This window comes from Agrobacterium sp. 22-209-1 (assembly GCF_053522485.1).
Window position 1 is genome coordinate 94,980 of the sequence record NZ_JBNWCH010000006.1, and the last position, 16,280, is coordinate 111,259.

Below are 16,280 nucleotides of genomic sequence, written 5' to 3' on the forward strand. Positions count from 1 at the left end.
GCGCCCCAGTTCGCGGAGACAGCATGGCCAAGGAAATCGAACGGAAGTTTCTTGTTGCAGGCGGTGAATGGCGCAATGAGGTCACGCATAGCATGGCTTTCCGGCAGGCATATGTCGCCTCGATGGAAAACCGCTCGGTCCGGGTCAGGATCGTCGATGAGCGCGATGCGACCCTGACCATCAAGATCGGCGCAAGCGCGCTTGTCCGCGACGAATATGAATATTCCATACCCCTCAAGGACGCCGAAGAGCTGATGGCAAGCGCGCCGGGTGTGGTCATCGAAAAAACCCGCCACACCGTCGATCATGGCGGCTTCACCTGGGAAGTGGATGTTTTCGAAGGGAAATATCACGGGCTGGTGGTGGCGGAAGTGGAAATGAACGACGAAAATGCCGACCCCGATCTGCCGTCCTGGCTGGGTCGGGAAGTCACCGGAGACAAGCGCTTCTCCAACCAGTCACTCGCCATGGACTGTCCGAGCGGAGACCTGTCGGATGCCCTTCAGAATTGACCCGAAAAAGTCCTTCGACGATGAAATCCGCCGGGCCGGGCTGGAGCTGATCGACGATACAGTCACAATCCTTCGCGACCAGCCGTCCGGATCGCACGAGGCCGTGCACGACGCCCGCAAGCGGTTCAAGCGGTTGCGCGCCCTCTATCGCCTCATCCGCCAGGCGGTGCCGGATTTCGGCCGCGGGGAAAACGCCCGTATTCGCGATATCGCCCGCTCCCTCGCCTTTGCGCGGGATGCAACGGCACTTGTGGAGACGGCGGAATATCTCGAGGCCTTCGCCCGTTCCGATGCGCAGGGAGAAGCGCTGCGGTCGATCACCGCGATGCTGCGCGCGCGCCGCGACGACGCCATAGAACACGAGGCCGGTCTCGATGAGGCCATTGCCGCCGCCATTACCGGCTGCGGGGAAGCGCGCAGGGCGCTTGAGACCCTGTCGCTGCCGGATGCGTTGAAGGACACGGCGCGGCTGCTAAAAAGCGCCTGGGCGAAACAGAGAAAAAGGGCGCGCAAGGCGCTCGCCGATTGCCACGCGCAGGCCGACGTCGAGCATTTCCATGAATTGCGCAAGTCCGGGCAGGCCTATTGGATGCATCTTGGCCTGATGCGCCAGCTCTGGCCTTCCGCCATGCGCGCCAAGCGCGCCGATACCAAGCGGCTGGTGGATATTCTCGGCCACGAGCACGATCTATCGGTTCTCGCCGCCGTCGCCGACCGCGAGCCGGACCGTTTCGGCAATGGCGAGCGGCTGGCCCTGCTGCTCGACGCCATTATCGAAAGGCAGCAGGCGCTGCGTGCCGAAGCTCTTGCGCTGGCAAACGAGGTGTTTTCCGAATCCGCTCGAACCGAAAGCCGCATCGTCGGCCTGTTGTGGCGGCAGGCGGCGAAATAGGCTGGAGACGGCGTGAAAACGTCCCGCCGGGCTCGACGTCATCCTCGGGCCTGTCCCGAGTATCTGCAACGTTTCGATTTTGCGCGACGTGATTAGATCCTTGGGACAGGCCCAAGGATGACGGAAGAAAGGTCTTGCGCTTTCGCCAATGTCGGATTTGAGGCACGAAGCACCTCCCATTTGCCTCACTCCGTCAGATATTTGACGATTTGCAAAATACACGGAACCGCCGATAAATATTGCTTTGCGACCGCCGTCCCTGTATTTCAGCGCCCATGACCGACACGACCATTCTCCCCCGCCCGGAAGTCTCTGGTGATTTCCTTGTGGCCGCGCTTTATCATTTCGCCCGCCTGCCGCGGTTCGAGAGCCTGCGCGAGCCGTTGTTCGCGCTCTGCCAGGAAAACGGGGTCAAGGGCACGCTGCTTCTGGCCGCCGAAGGCATCAACGGCACCATTGCCGGGCCGGATGCAGGCATTCACGCCGTGCTCTCCTTCCTGCGCGCCCAGCCGGAATTTACCGCGCTGGAGCACAAAGAAAGCCGTGCCTCGCACATGCCTTTCGTACGCCTGAAGGTGAAGCTCAAGAAAGAGATCGTCACCATGGGCGTGCCGGATATCGACCCGAACCGCATCGTCGGCACCTATGTCGAGGCGCGCGACTGGAACGAGCTGATCTCCGATCCGGATACAATCGTCATCGACACCCGCAACGATTACGAGACGGCCATCGGCGTCTTCAAGGGTGCAGTCGATCCGCAGACGAAAACCTTCCGCGAATTTCCCGACTGGGTGAAGAACAATCCCGGCCTGCACAACAAGCCGAAGATCGCCATGTATTGCACCGGCGGCATTCGCTGCGAAAAGGCCACCGCCTTCATGAAGGAACAGGGTTTCGACGAGGTCTATCACCTCAAGGGCGGCATCCTGAAATATCTGGAAGAGGTCCCGGAAGAAGAGAGCCTGTGGGAAGGCGCCTGTTTCGTGTTCGATGAGCGCGTCTCCGTGGTGCACGGCCTTGCCGAAGGCGACCACCAACTCTGCCACGCCTGCCGCAACCCGATTACACCGGAAGTGCGCCTGTCTCCCAAATTCGAGGAAGGCGTGTCCTGCCCGAGCTGTTACGACGAGCGCAGCGAAGAGGACCGCCAACGGTTTCGCGACCGGCAGCAGCAGATCGAACTGGCAAAGAAGCGCGGCGAGCGGCATCTGGGGCGGTAATACCGGCCGGCTATCGGACTGCATAACGGTTGGTTTTTTTTGAGCGGGTGCCGCGTGTTTCTTCTCCCCGCCGGGGAGAAGTCCGCGGCAGCGGGATGAGGGGGCAAGGGCGGTGAGATACGGCAACGGTGCCCCCTCATCCGACCCTCCGGGCCACCTTCTCCCCGGCGGGGAGAAGAAATGGGCCGCACCTTCAGGTGATCAAGAATGGGTGGAAGTAATCAGCCTCACGCCCCTGCCCGCAACGCAAAAAGCGGCGCGTCCTGCCCGTCCAGCAGGGCGGTGATCTCTTCCGCCGCGACCGGTTTCGAGAACAGGTAACCCTGCAATTCATCGCAGCCGCACAGATGCAGGATGGCCGCCTGCTCTTCCGTTTCCACGCCTTCGGCCGTCACCGGAATATCGAGCGATTTCGCCAGCGCCACGGTGGCCTGCAGCATTTCCAGCGACCGGCCGCCCTTATCGAGCGCGATGATCAGCGAACGGTCGATCTTCATGCGGTCGAAACCGAAACGGCGCAGATACCCGACGCTGGCGAAACCGGCGCCGAAATCGTCGAGCGCTATGTGCAGGCCAAGCTGTTTCAGCTTGTCGATGGCCGCACTCGCCCGTTCCGGATGCTGGATGAAATAACCTTCCGTCATTTCCAGCCGCAGCCTTTCAGGCGGCGTCTGCGTCATCTCGAGAATATCCGCCACATAGCCGGAGAAGGCCGGGTTGCGGAACTGCACGGGTGAGATATTCACCGAGAGCTTGATGGACGGCCATTGCTGGGCCGTCTCGCAGGCCTTGTGCAGGACGAGAAGGCCTAGCCGGTCGATTAGGCCGCTGGTTTCGGCAGCCGCAATGAAGATATCCGGCGGCACAAAGCCATATCCCGGCCGCTGCCAGCGGGCCAGCGCCTCCACCCCGGTAATACATCGTGTGGCGGCGCTGACGATCGGCTGATAAACCACCTGTATCTCATCGTTCACGATGGCGGAGCGAAGATCGGCTTCGAGTTGCAGCTTTTCCTCGCGCAATTCATCCATCTTCAGTTCATAGGACACGTAACGCCCGCGTCCGTTTTCCTTGGCCTGATACATGGCCATATCGGCGCGCCGCAGGAGCTCCTCGCCACTGATGTCGCCGGCGCGGGAAACAGAAGTGCCGATGCTGCAACCGATGCTCGCCACCCTTTCACCGATGCTGAAAGGCTCGGTAAAGAGTTCCAGCAGCGCCAGACAGAGCTTGCGGCCTTCGGCCCATACGTCATTGCCCTGAATGGCGATAGCAAATTCGTCACCGCCGAGCCGCGCCAGAACAGCGCCTTCCGGCGCCAGCACCCGGAGCGCTGCTGCGACGCCCTTGATCAGCCGGTCGCCGGCGGCGTGGCCGTAGGAATCGTTGATTTCCTTGAAACCGTCGAGATCGAGATAGAGCAGCTTGATATCCGTCTTGTCATGGCGGCCTCTTTCGACCATGCGGTTCAGTCTGGCGAAGAGCCCGGCGCGGTTGCTGAGCCCGCTCAGACGGTCGCGCAGCGCCTCCTCCCGCGCGGCCGCCTCATCCGCCTTCAGGCGGTCGAGCGTGGCCGAACCGATGATGAGCAGCACCAGAAAAAACGTGCCGGCGATACCGAGCGCGGTGAAGACCACCGGCCGCGCCTCATGAAAGCTGACGTCTCCCGGCAGGTGCGAGCGCCAGACAAGCCGGGCCAGCACCTCCCCCATCGGATTGACGATATCCACATGGTTGGCCGCAGGCGTGTCGCCATATTGCAGCTCGAGACCATCGATGACGTAATTGCGGGCAAGCTTGTCAACCGTCGCCTGCTTGAGATGGCGGGCAAAAACCAGGTAACGCCGCTCCTCACCGACCGGCGGCAGTGCGCCGGATTTCATCCGCACGAGCGCGACACCCGCGGCGGCGATACCATCGGCGGTTTTGGCAAAACCGGTCACCTGCGAAGTGATGCCCGGGCGCATGGACCGCACGCGCTCGATCATTTCCCTGAGGCCGCCGGCAAAATAGGCCTCCGGCTTCCACTTTACAGGCTTGCCGTCTTGATAGGCCATGCGGACGTTGCCATCCTCATCGATGACCACGGCCGTATCGAAGAGATCGTTATTGACTGTCATCTCACCATAATTGCTTGCCACCCAGTCAAAACGATCAGGGGCATAAACATATTCGGCAGCGTCGTCCCAGGCGGCGTAGTCGTTCAGGGTCGCGCCAAGCTGTTCTCGAAAAGTGACAAGGGCGCCCGCCGTCGTCTCGCGCGAACGGGCGTTGTCGAGCAGGTTCGCCTTTTCGCGGACCTGGCTCAAGGCGGACAAAACCAGCGCGGTGACGATGACAAGCACCAGCGCGAAGGTGGACAAGACCACGCCCACGGCGGTTCTGCGCCCGACCGGCAAATAGTCCCCAATGTTGCGCGGCGCAATCCGCATAAAATCCCCTTCGAAAGCATCATCTTCCGCAGGAAACATTCAGAAGCCGTTAAGCCGCCTTGTGGCCTTACCCCAAAAAACCACGGGTATAAAACGACAGTCTGACAAAGGTCCTGAAAAATTCTTCCCGAAAACGCCTGGGGTTTTTCAGGAAAGGCGGATGCGCCCGCCTTCAAAACAAAAAACCTCCCCCGCGAGCGGGAGAGGTCGTTATTTTCGCCATATGGCGGTCTCTTACCAGGACGGGATGACCGTGCCGTTGTACTTTTCCAGAATGAAGGCCTTCACTTCCGGGCTCTGGTAGGATTCAACCAGCGTCTTTACCCACGGCTTGTCCTTGTCCTGCGTACGAACGGCAATGACGTTCGCGTAAGGGGATTTTTCGCTTTCGATGGCGATGGCGTCCTTCTTCGGGTTGAGGCCGGCAGCCGTCGCATAGTTGGTGTTGATGACAGACGCGTCGGTGTCGTCAAGCGAGCGCGGCAGCTGGGCGGCGTCGAGTTCGACGATCTGGATGTTCTTCGGGTTTTCGGTGATGTCGGCAGGAGTCACTTTGAGGCCGGCCTCTTCCTTGACCTTGATCACGCCCTTGGAAGCGAGAACCAGCAGCGCGCGGCCACCATTGGTCGGGTCGTTCGGAATGCCGACGGTTGCGCCGTCCTTCAGCTCGTCAAGGTTCTTCACCTTCTTCGAATAAACACCCATCGGGGTGGTGATGGTGGTGCCGACGCTGACGAGATCGAACTTGCGGTCAGCGATCTGGTTGTCGAGATAAGGCTGGTGCTGGAAGGAGTTGGCCTGCAGCTCGCCATCGGCCAGCGCCTGGTTCGGCACGACATAGTCGGAGAACTCGACGATATCGATATCAAGACCCTTGGCGGCCGCGATCTTCTTCACCTGCTCCATGATCTGCGCATGCTCGGCAGGGGTGACGCCGATCTTGATGGTCTCGGCCAGCGCCTGACCGGCGGTGAAGAGAGCGGCGAGCGAAGCCGCGAGAATGAGTTTCTTCATGGGTGTCTCCTTGGGTTGTTATTATAAAGGCAGTTAATTCTTGCGGGTCCGCTTGTCGAAGCTGCGGGCCAGCCTGTCGCCCGCGCTCTGCACCAGCTGCACCAGCACGATGAGCACCAGAACCACGGCCAGCATCACATCCGGCATGAAGCGCTGGTAACCGTAACGGATGCCGAGATCGCCCAACCCGCCGCCGCCGACCGCGCCGACCATGGCCGAATAACCGATGAGGCTGACCAGCGTGAGCGTGAGCGCCAGCGTGATGCCGGGCTTCGCCTCCGCCAGCAGAACTTTCGTGACGATCTGCAACGGCGTGGCGCCCATGGCGCGGGCAGCCTCGATCAGCCCCTTGTCCACTTCGCGGATCGCCGCTTCCACCAGCCTTGCGATGAAGGGAACGGTGGCGACCGTCAGCGGCACGATCGCCGCGCTGGTGCCGATGGAGGTGCCGGCGACGAGGCGGGTGAAGGGAATGATCGCCACCACCAGAATGATGAAGGGCGTGGAGCGCGCGGCGTTCACAACGAGGCCGAGAATGCGGTTGGTCATCGGCGCGGAAAACAGCTCGCCCTTGCCGCTGGTGGCAAGGAAAACGCCCATGGGCACGCCGATCAGCGAGCCGACGATACCGGCAACGGCGACCATGTGAAGGGTTTGCAGCAAGCCCTTCAGCAGAAGGTTGAAGATCATATCAGGCGACATAACCGAGCACCTCCGTGTGAAGACCGGTCTCAGCATAAAAGCGATTGGCGCGGGCGGTGACATCCGCAGACGCCGGATAGGAGACGACCAGCGAGCCGAAGGGCTGGCCGGAGATTTCCTCGATTGTGCCGGCAAGGATGTTCACGTCCGGGCCGATTTCAGCGACGAGACGAGCCGTCAGCGGCTGGAAGGCCGTCTCGCCGAAAAACACGAGACGCACCAGGACACGGTCGCCTTCCGCCGCCTGCGGTTTCAGGCCCGAAGTGACCCAATGCGGCAGCTTCACACCAACAGAGGATGACAGCAGGCTGCGGGTCGTCTCGTGTTTCGGCGCAGTGAAGATATCGAACGTCGTGCCTTCCTCAACGATCAGTCCCCTGTCGATGACGGCCACCTGCGAGGCGATGGTCTTCACCACTTCCATCTCATGGGTGATGAGCAGCACGGTCAGGCCCAGTTCGGCATTGATGCGCTTCAACAATTCGAGAATGGATTGCGTCGTTTCCGGATCGAGCGCCGATGTCGCCTCGTCGGAAAGGAGCAGCTTCGGCTGGGTGGCGAGCGCACGGGCAATGCCGACACGCTGCTTCTGGCCGCCGGAGAGTTCCGCCGGATAACGCTTCGCCTTGTCGGAAAGGCCGACGAGATCGAGCAGCGGCGCAACGCGGCTTTCGATCTCCTTTTTGCCCATGCCTGATATTTCGAGCGGCAGAGCCACATTGTCGAAAGCGGTGCGCGACGACAAAAGATTGAAGTGCTGGAAGATCATGCCGACGGAACGGCGTAGCGTGCGCAGGCTCTTTTCATCGAGCGCCGCGACATCGACGCCGTCGACGACCACGCGGCCGGTCGAGGGCTTTTCAAGGCCGTTGGCGAGGCGGATGAGCGTGGATTTGCCGGCGCCGGAGCGGCCGATGATGCCGGTGATGGAGCCTTTCGGCACGGCGTAGTCGATACCGGCAAGGGCTGCGAAGCCGGGCTTGCCGCCCGTGCCGCCAAAGGTCTTGGTCACGCCTTCAAACGTGACCATAGGCTCCTTTGCCGACCCTTCAGGGACCGCCTGTTCTTGGCGTGCGGGGGATGCCGCACTGGATGGAAAACTCATTGTAAACTCTGGGAATGCGTGACGGATCGGGTCTCAAAAAATCCTGTTGCGGTGCTGAACCGCTCTCTTCATGCAGCCTTCGGGCACATTCGATGACAGCTGATTTTCCGGGTCATTTCGTCAGGCTTTCACTCAGAAATGCCGGGTATCGGCAATTCGATGGCGCATACTTGCCCGCACACGCCACCTTTTAACAGGGATGTTTTTTCAATTATCTGAAAAGAGAGAAAAAATCTACCGCAAAGCCGCCACGGCGGCCCTGCGGCAGTCAAGATTTCGCGACGATATGAAAATCAGACGCGGCTGACGAATTCTTCCGCCGGACGGCGCACCTTCTTCAGGTTCACCAGCCAGTCGCCTTCCGGCTGGCGATAGCCAAGCGGCAGGATGGTGACCGAGCGTAGGCCCTTCTCGCGCAGGCCGAGGATTTCATCGAGCTTTGCCGGATCGAAACCTTCCATCGGGGTGGAATCCACGCCCTCGAAAGCGGCCTGCGCCACGGCCATGCCGAAGCCGATATAGGCCTGACGGGCGGCGTGCTCAAAATTCACCTGCTGATCGCGCTGCGGATAGGTGGAAAGCAACATCTGGCGATAGGCTTCCCAGCCTTCATTCTTGATGCCGCGTTCCTCGTTGACAAGATCGAACATGTGGTTGATCCGCTCTTCGGTGTAATTGTCCCACGCCGCAAAGACCAAAAGATGCGAGCCTTCGGTCACCTGCGCCTGGTTCCAGGCGATCTCCTGAATTTTTGCACGGACTTCAGGATCGGTGACGACGATGACTTCAAAGGGCTGAAGACCGCTGGAGGTGGGGGCAAGCCGCGCCGCCTCGACAATGCGCTCGACCTTGTCTTCGGACACCGTCTTGGAAGGGTCCATTTTCTTGGTGGCGTAACGCCAGTTGAGTTTTTCGATAAGCATGTTCGTTTTCCCTGGGAGGACCAACCCGCCCTGCCCCTTGACGGCAGAATGGGCGCTACGCTTCGTAGCCCGTCTGACATAGGGGGCGGCACAGCGGGCGCAAGCAGGCACCACGGGGTAACCGACAAAAAAGTTTGGAAAACTGATAATAAGGTGGGAGAACTTTATTGTGTGACCGCCGTGCATCCTCTCAACGTCATCCTCGGCCCTGTGCCGAGGATCTAATCACGTCGAATAAAATCAATCGGTTGCAGATCCTCGGGACAAGCCCGAGGATGACGGTGGAGAGGTATCACCCCTTCACCACACCGTGATTCCCTTTCGGAAAGCCCGACGCCAGCGCGCTGTACCATTTGCCGCTGTTCTTCAGCGTACGCACCTGCGTATCATAATCCACATGCACAAGACCGAAGCGCATGCGATAGCCCTCGGCCCATTCGAAATTATCCATCAGGCTCCAGGCGAAATAACCGCGCATCGGATAACCGTCGCGGATGAGATCGGCGACGATGCAGAGATGTTCGGCGTAATAATCGAGACGCGGCTGGTCATCCACCTCGCCGTTTTCGACGCCCATATTATAGCAGGCACCGTTTTCGGTGATGTAGCATTCCGGCAGGTCGTAACGTTTATAGAGCGTTTCCACCAGCGACTGGAGCGCCGGGGCATAGACCTCCCAGCCGATATCGGTCTTCACATCGCTGACGGCCGGGGCGGGTGCAGTGGCGGGGAATTCTGCGCCCGGTGACGCATCGTCGGCGACGCGCATCGGCGTGTAATAATTCAGGCCCCACCAGTCCAGCTTCTGGCTGATGATGGAAAGGTCTTCCGCCTCCACGACGGGCATACGATCACCCAGAGCTTCCATCATCTCGACCGGATATTCACCCTTGAAGACCGGATCGAAAAACGCGCCATTGTGGAACTGGAAGGCCCGTTCGGCGGCCTTGAGATCGGCCTTGCTGTCGGTAGCCGGGATGACGGAATGGGCATTCAGCACCAGCCCCACCGGCACCTTCGGCGCGACATGGCGGGAGGCTTCCACGCCGAAACCATGAGCGAGATTGATGTGATGCATGGCGGCAAGGGCCGCCTCCATGTTGCGCTCACCCGGCGCATGAATGCCATAGAGATGGCTGAGCCACACCGCGCACCAGGGTTCGTTGAAGGTCGCCACCGCATCCAGCCGGTCGCCGAGGCGGGCCATGACGGTCTTGGCATATCGCTGGAAGGCGTGCGCGGTGGAGCGCGAGGCCCAGCCGCCATCGCCCATCAGCGTCAGCGGCAAATCCCAGTGGTAAAGCGTCGCATAGGTCTTGATGCCGCGCGCCTTGCAGCCATCCACGAGGCGGTCGTAGAAATCCAGCCCCTTCTCGTTGATCGGCCCGAAACCATCGGGGATGATGCGCGGCCAGGCGATGGAGAAACGATAGGCTTCGACACCCATTTCCTTGATGAGATCGAGGTCCTCTTCCCAGCGATTATAGTGGTCGCAGGCAATATCGCCATTGTGCCGCCCGAAGACGTGACCCGGCATGTTGCAGAAGGCATCCCAGATGGATGGCTTGCGGCCGTCCGCCCGGGTGGCGCCTTCGATCTGGAACGAGGCGGTCGCGACGCCGAACAGGAAATCGCCGGGGAAACGGGCGGCTAACGTTTTGGGATCGGTCATCTGCGAGGCCCTTCTCTGTCCGTCGAGCTTGAAAAGATCAGCAGCGGTTTAGACCATGTCGGCCGGCAGGTATAGTCGTGGGCGGCAGGAATCTACAACGTTTCAGGACAGGCAACTTACAAGTTCAAAGCGCTTTGCATGGGGGATTGCCGCCGCAGCGGTTTGCCGGCGGCGCAAGGCATCGACCCGGCGAATGCGGGTGGGAGATTGGAGATGGCGGAGGTTGTTGCATTCACCGGGCCGTATCGTCAGGGCAGCCAGAGCAGCCCATAGGTTACAGCCTTTTCACGGCACCTATCTGATCGGTCCTTCCCGCCTCTGGCCCGGCGGAACGCCTTTCAAAAACACGGTCTGCCAGAACCATGCTTGTCGATGCCGGCCTCCGGTTCGCGAAAGGCGCCGCGCGTATCGCCCTTCCGTTCCGGTTGCGGGAGGAATGATGCGACCAAAATGCGGTGATGGGGATGAGAGAGGAAGGATTTTTTCGGAAGTGACTGAAAAAGAAGGCGGGGCGGTGCCGAATTGTCCTCGCCATTCAGGCAGATCGCGAGCAGCCCCCCTCACCCGACCCTTCGGGCCGCCTTTTCCCCGAAGGGTAGAAGACAACAAGGGGCAACCGCTCGCTCCGCATCAGCCTGAAGCCGACATTGCTCGATCAAGCCGCTTCCTGCACCAGATGCCCCGCCGAAACCTCGCGGTAACGCCGCTCAGGCGGGACATAGTCCACCGGCCGGATCGGGCTTTTGATCTCGTCCGTCGACATGTTGCGCCGGATCTGCCGGCGCGCCGGATCCGGCACCGGAACGGCGGACATGAGCTTTTTCGTATAGGGATGCTGCGGATTGTCGAAAACCGCCGCACGCGGCCCGATCTCCACGATCTCCCCGAGATACATCACCGCCACACGATGGCTGACGCGCTCCACCACCGCCATGTCATGGCTGATGAACAGGAAAGCGAGGTTGAGGCTCTGTTGCAGGTCGAGCAGCAGATTGCAGACCTGCGCCTTGATCGAAACATCGAGCGCCGAGACCGCCTCGTCGGCGACGATGACCTTGGGGTCGAGCATCAGCGAGCGGGCAATAGCGATGCGCTGGCGCTGGCCGCCGGAAAATTCATGCGGGAAGCGCCGCATCATATCCGGGCTCAAGCCCACCTTTTCCAGAAGATCGGCCGCCTTTTCACGGGCCTGCTGCTTGCTTCCAAGGCGATGCTCGATAAAGGGCTCCATGATCGCCGTGCCGATACTCATGCGCGGATCGAGCGAGGCGAAAGGGTCCTGGAAGATCATCTGCACGCTGCGGCGCATGGTGCGCAACGTTGTCTTGTCTAGCTTCAGCACCTCGTAGCCGTCGAGCATGACATTGCCGGATGTCGGCTCGATCAGCCGGGTGATGGAGCGGCCCGTGGTGGACTTGCCGCACCCCGATTCGCCCACGAGAGAAAGAGTTTCGCCCTCGGCGAGATCGAAGGATACCTTTTCCACCGCATGCACGGCGCCGGATTTGCGGCCGAAAAGGCCGGATCGAATATCGAAACGGGTGGTGAGGTCCTTTACCGAAAGAATGGGCGTGCGGCCTCCGGAGACCGTGTCCTTCACCTCGGCGACAGGCTGGCTTTCGCCGGTCTTGATATCGATGATCGGGAACCGGGCCGGCAGCACGCGCTCCTTCATCGAGCCGAGCTTCGGCACCGCCGAAAGCAGCGCCCGCGTATAAGGGTGGCGGCCGCGATGGAAGATGTCGTCGGTGGCGCCGGTTTCCACCACATCGCCGCGGAACATGACGATGGTGCGGTCCGAAACTTCCGCCACAACACCCATATCATGGGTGATGAAGAGGACGGACATGCCCTCCTCTTCCTGCAATTGCTTGATCAGGTCGAGAATCTGGCCCTGAATTGTCACATCGAGCGCCGTTGTCGGCTCGTCGGCGATCAGCAGCTTCGGTTTGGAGGCGAGCGCCATGGCGATCATCACGCGTTGCCGCATGCCGCCGGAAAACTGGTGCGGATAATCGTCGAAACGGTTCTTCGCATTGGGAATACGGACCTTCTCCAGCAGGCGGATGACCTCTGCCTTCGCAGCGGATGAGGAAATATCCTGATGCACGGTCAGCGCCTCGGCGATCTGCTTGCCGATCGGGAAGATCGGGTTGAGGCTGGTCATCGGCTCCTGGAAGATCATTGAGATGTCCTTGCCGCGAACCTTGCGCATCTCCTCTTCCGGCAGCGCCAGCAGGTCGCGCCCGCCGAGCATGACCTTGCCTTCGATACGGCTCGTCTTTTTATCGAGGAGCCGCATGATGGAGAGCGAAGTGACGCTTTTGCCCGACCCGCTCTCGCCGACGATCGCCACCGTTTCGCGCGGCGCGATCTCGAAACTCATGTTGCGAACCACCGATTTCCAGCCGCCATCGACGCGGAAGGATGTGGTGAGATTTTGAACCGATAAAACCGGGCTTACCGAACCGCCGGTCTGTTCCATGGACGTCGCCGCCAAAAGCATGCCAATCTCCTGAAAAGCAGAAGGCGGCCATGAAGGCCGCCGGGTGTCTTACGCAGCAAGCGCGGTTTCGGCCATCGAAACCCAGTAGCTGATGCCGTAAGGCAGCGCATCGTCGTTGAAATCATAGGCCGCATTGTGCAGCCCGGCGGTATCGCCGTTGCCGATGAAGATGAAGGCGCCAGGACGCGCTTCCAGCATGTAGGAAAAATCCTCCGCCCCCATATGCGGGTTGGGGTTGGTGTTGACGGCGTTCGCACCGGCCACGCCCATCGCCACGCCGGTCGCGAATTCGGTTTCGTCACTGTGATTGAAGGTGACGGGATAACCGCGATGATATTTCACTTCGACGGTCGCGCCATGTGCCATGGCGGTGGCGGTCGCCACTTCCTTCAGGCGCTTTTCGGCGAAATCGCGGGTTTCCGGCAACAGCGTGCGCACCGTACCCGTCAACGTAACGGCGCCTGGAATGACATTGACGGCCGTGCCGCCATGGGTGGTGGCGACGGTGACGACCAGCGATTTCAAAGGGTCCGTCTCCCGCGAAACGATGGATTGCAGGGCGATGATGACATGCGCCGAGGTCAAAACCGGATCGATGGAAAGATGCGGCGCGGCCGCATGGCTGCCCTTGCCGGTGATGACGATTTCGAAACTATCCGCCGCCGCCATGGTCGACCCCTTGCGGATGGCGAATTGCCCGACCGGAATGCCCGGCTCGTTATGCATGCCATAGACCTGCGAAATGCCGAATTTCTCCATCATTCCGTCGTTCAGCATGGCGAGCGCGCCCGCGCCGCCCTCTTCCGCCGGTTGGAAGATCACCGCCACGGAGCCCTTGAAATTGCGGGTCTCTGCCAGATATTGCGCCGCACCCAAAAGCATGGCGGTATGCCCGTCATGACCGCAGGAATGGGCCTTGCCGGGCGTCTTCGAAGCCCAGGGCTTGCCGCTCGTCTCGAGGATCGGCAGTGCGTCCATGTCGGAGCGGAAACCGATGGTCGGGCCATCCCCGTGCCGGCCCTTGATGATGCCGACCACGCCGGTCTGGCCGATGCCGGTCTCGACCACGTCGCAGCCGAAGGATTTCAGCTTTTCCGCCACGAATTTCGATGTTTCGAAGACATCGTAGAGGAGTTCCGGGTGTTCATGCAGATGGCGCCTCCAGCCGGCAACTTCTTCCTGCATTTCAGCCACACGGTTCAATATCGGCATTCTCTTTTTCCCTTTTTTTGTTCCCCGCCGGGTTGTCGGACGCCATATTGCGTTTGGAATTTCTCGTTTTGCAAGCATGAAATTTGCTGCATGAGCGAAAAATAGGCCCAAAACTGAATGGCTCAAAATTTGTTCACCAAAGAGACATTGGGACTTGCATTTCAAAAAAACTGACAATAGCATCGTCGGGAATGGAGGAATATTCCTTAGCAAAGTCAAATAGTTAGAAAAACAGACCTTGCGTGCGACGACGGGAAAAGCGTCAAACATTCAAACAGATAAAATCCAAAAAGGGGAAAACCACAATGAAGAAGCGCAGCGTTCTCTTTGCCAGCACGGTGGCGGCCATGGCCTTTGCAGGCTCTGTCGCCCATGCCGAGCGCGGCAGTGACGGCGAACTGAAAATCCTGTTCTGGCAGGCCGTATCGACACTTAACCCTTATCTTTCCGGTGGCACGAAGGAAGTCTACAGCTCGTCCATGGTGATTGAGCCGCTGGCGCGCTACGACGAAAAGGGCGAGCTGGTACCGATGCTGGTCACCGAAATTCCGACGATCGAAAATGGCGGCGTCGCGAAGGATCTGCTCAGCATGACCTGGAAGCTGAAGAGCGATGTGAAATGGTCGGATGGCACGCCGTTCACCGCCGAGGACGTCATTTTCACCTGGAAATATTGCACCGCACCGGATGGCGGCTGCGCGCAGGCGGCGCAATATGAGGGCGTGAAGAATGTCGAGGCCATCGACGACCACACCGTCAAGGTCAGCTTCACCGAACCGAAACCTTATCCCTACTCCGCATTCGTGGGCGCACAGTCGCCGGTCATCCAGAAAAAGCAGTTCGAAAACTGCGTCGGCGCCGCAGCCCCCGGCTGCACATCCGCCAATTTCGGCCCCATCGGCACCGGACCCTTCGTGGTCAAGGATTTCAAGCCGAATGACGTGATCAGCTTCGTCGCCAACACCAATTACCGCGACCCCGCCAAGCCCGCCTTCGCCACAGCGACCCTGAAGGGCGGCGGTGACGCCGCTTCCGCCGCACGCGCCGTGCTTGAAACCGGCGAATTCGATTATGCCTGGAACATGCAGGTGGAGCCGGAAATCCTCGCCACCATGGTTGCCGCCGGCAAGGGTAAACTGGAGACCGCCTTCGGCACCCAGGTCGAGCGTATCAATCTCAACTGGTACAATGCCGATCCTTCGCTGGGCGACAAGCGCTCCACCAAGCAGGCCGGCCCGCACCCAGCCCTTTCCGATCCCGCCGTGCGCCGTGCGCTTTCGCTCGCCATCGACCGCGATATCATCGACGAAGCGGGTTATGGCGAAGCGGGCAAGCCGACCTGCAACATCGTACCGGCTCCGGAAGCCGTCGCTTCCACCAAGAATGACAGCTGGTGCCTGAAGCAGGATGTGGAAGGCGCAAACAAGCTGCTCGACGACGCCGGCTGGGTAAAGGGCGCAGACGGCATCCGCGCCAAGGATGGCGTGAAGCTTTCTTTCCTCTACCAGACCTCCACCAACTCGGTTCGCCAGGCCACGCAGGAACTGGTGAAGGATATGTGGTCGCAGATCGGCGTCGCTGCGGAACTGCGCAATGTCAGCGCCTCGGTCTTCTTCGGCGGTGACCCGGCAAGCCCGGACACCTTCCAAAAATTTTATGCCGATGTCGAAATGTACACCAACAATTTCGACGGCACGGACCCGGAAAAATATCTGGCGGAATGGCTGTGCGACAAGATCCCGGCCCCGGAAAACGGCTGGCAGGGCCAGAATATTCCGCGTTATTGCAACCCGGAATTCGACAAGCTGGTGGGCGAACTCTCCAAGACCGCCGAGCTTGACAAGCGCGCCGAGCTTTCCAAGCAGCTGAACGACATGCTGACGGAAGAAGGCGCGCATATTCCGCTCATTCACCGCGGCAGCGTTTCCTCGCATTCTCTGACGCTGGAAGGCGTTCGCATGAATGCCTGGGACTCGGAACTCTGGAACGTCGCGGACTGGTCCCGCAAGAAGTAACACGCGGATGCGCCGGCTTCTCCCCCGGGAGAGGCCGGCCTTCTGCATGCCCCAGGACCATGATCTGAAGACACA

General features: G+C 60.3%; 12 protein-coding genes. 4 read left to right on the top strand and 8 right to left on the bottom strand.

Features of this window, described 5'->3' with window-relative positions; translation table 11 throughout:
- Positions 1–23 precede the first annotated feature (23 nt).
- From ACQZ48_RS15120 to trhO, 3 genes are all read left to right on the top strand, one after another.
- A complete protein-coding gene (locus tag ACQZ48_RS15120; RefSeq protein ID WP_077984066.1) occupies positions 24–512 on the top strand; it encodes a CYTH domain-containing protein in 489 nt (162 codons plus the stop codon).
- Positions 496–1,404, top strand: a complete 909-nt coding sequence (locus ACQZ48_RS15125) for a CHAD domain-containing protein (RefSeq protein ID WP_443387843.1) — start codon at positions 496–498, stop codon at positions 1,402–1,404. The genes ACQZ48_RS15120 and ACQZ48_RS15125 overlap by 17 nt, the downstream gene beginning before the upstream one ends.
- 275 nt (positions 1,405–1,679) lie before the next feature.
- Positions 1,680–2,624 carry an oxygen-dependent tRNA uridine(34) hydroxylase TrhO gene (trhO, locus tag ACQZ48_RS15130; protein WP_077984068.1) on the top strand — a complete coding sequence of 315 codons (945 nt, stop codon included), beginning with the start codon at positions 1,680–1,682 and terminating at the stop codon, positions 2,622–2,624.
- A 227-nt stretch (positions 2,625–2,851) separates the two neighbouring features.
- On the opposite strand, the gene ACQZ48_RS15135 is transcribed toward trhO, so the two are convergent.
- The 8 genes from ACQZ48_RS15135 to ACQZ48_RS15170 form a co-directional block, all read right to left on the bottom strand.
- Positions 2,852–5,095 (bottom strand): bifunctional diguanylate cyclase/phosphodiesterase, encoded by a 2,244-nt coding sequence (locus ACQZ48_RS15135; protein WP_448728960.1) that lies wholly within the window; start codon positions 5,093–5,095, stop codon positions 2,852–2,854.
- A 195-nt stretch (positions 5,096–5,290) separates the two neighbouring features.
- Entirely contained in the window at positions 5,291–6,070 is a 780-nt protein-coding gene (locus ACQZ48_RS15140; protein ID WP_077984069.1) for a MetQ/NlpA family ABC transporter substrate-binding protein, read from the bottom strand.
- Positions 6,071–6,103: 33 nt separating this feature from the next.
- Positions 6,104–6,772 carry a methionine ABC transporter permease gene (locus ACQZ48_RS15145; protein ID WP_077984070.1) on the bottom strand — a complete coding sequence of 223 codons (669 nt, stop codon included), beginning with the start codon at positions 6,770–6,772 and terminating at the stop codon, positions 6,104–6,106.
- The gene (locus ACQZ48_RS15150; protein WP_077984071.1) at positions 6,762–7,802 is read right to left on the bottom strand and encodes a methionine ABC transporter ATP-binding protein; all 1,041 of its coding nucleotides are present in this window, start codon (positions 7,800–7,802) and stop codon (positions 6,762–6,764) included. Before ACQZ48_RS15150 ends, ACQZ48_RS15145 begins: the two co-directional genes overlap by 11 nt.
- 368 nt (positions 7,803–8,170) lie before the next feature.
- On the bottom strand, positions 8,171–8,800 hold the full coding sequence (locus ACQZ48_RS15155) for an NAD(P)H-dependent oxidoreductase (RefSeq protein WP_077984072.1): 630 nt from the start codon (positions 8,798–8,800) through the stop codon (positions 8,171–8,173).
- 292 nt (positions 8,801–9,092) lie between these two features.
- Positions 9,093–10,472 carry a GH1 family beta-glucosidase gene (locus tag ACQZ48_RS15160; protein WP_448728961.1) on the bottom strand — a complete coding sequence of 460 codons (1,380 nt, stop codon included), beginning with the start codon at positions 10,470–10,472 and terminating at the stop codon, positions 9,093–9,095.
- A gap of 655 nt (positions 10,473–11,127) precedes the next feature.
- The gene (locus ACQZ48_RS15165) at positions 11,128–12,978 is read right to left on the bottom strand and encodes an ABC transporter ATP-binding protein (protein ID WP_142913167.1); all 1,851 of its coding nucleotides are present in this window, start codon (positions 12,976–12,978) and stop codon (positions 11,128–11,130) included.
- A gap of 48 nt (positions 12,979–13,026) precedes the next feature.
- A complete protein-coding gene (locus ACQZ48_RS15170; protein ID WP_077984141.1) occupies positions 13,027–14,190 on the bottom strand; it encodes a M20 aminoacylase family protein in 1,164 nt (387 codons plus the stop codon).
- A 305-nt stretch (positions 14,191–14,495) separates the two neighbouring features.
- Between ACQZ48_RS15170 and ACQZ48_RS15175 the strand changes: the two genes are divergently transcribed.
- Positions 14,496–16,205, top strand: a complete 1,710-nt coding sequence (locus ACQZ48_RS15175; protein WP_077984076.1) for a peptide ABC transporter substrate-binding protein — start codon at positions 14,496–14,498, stop codon at positions 16,203–16,205.
- Positions 16,206–16,280 lie beyond the last annotated feature (75 nt).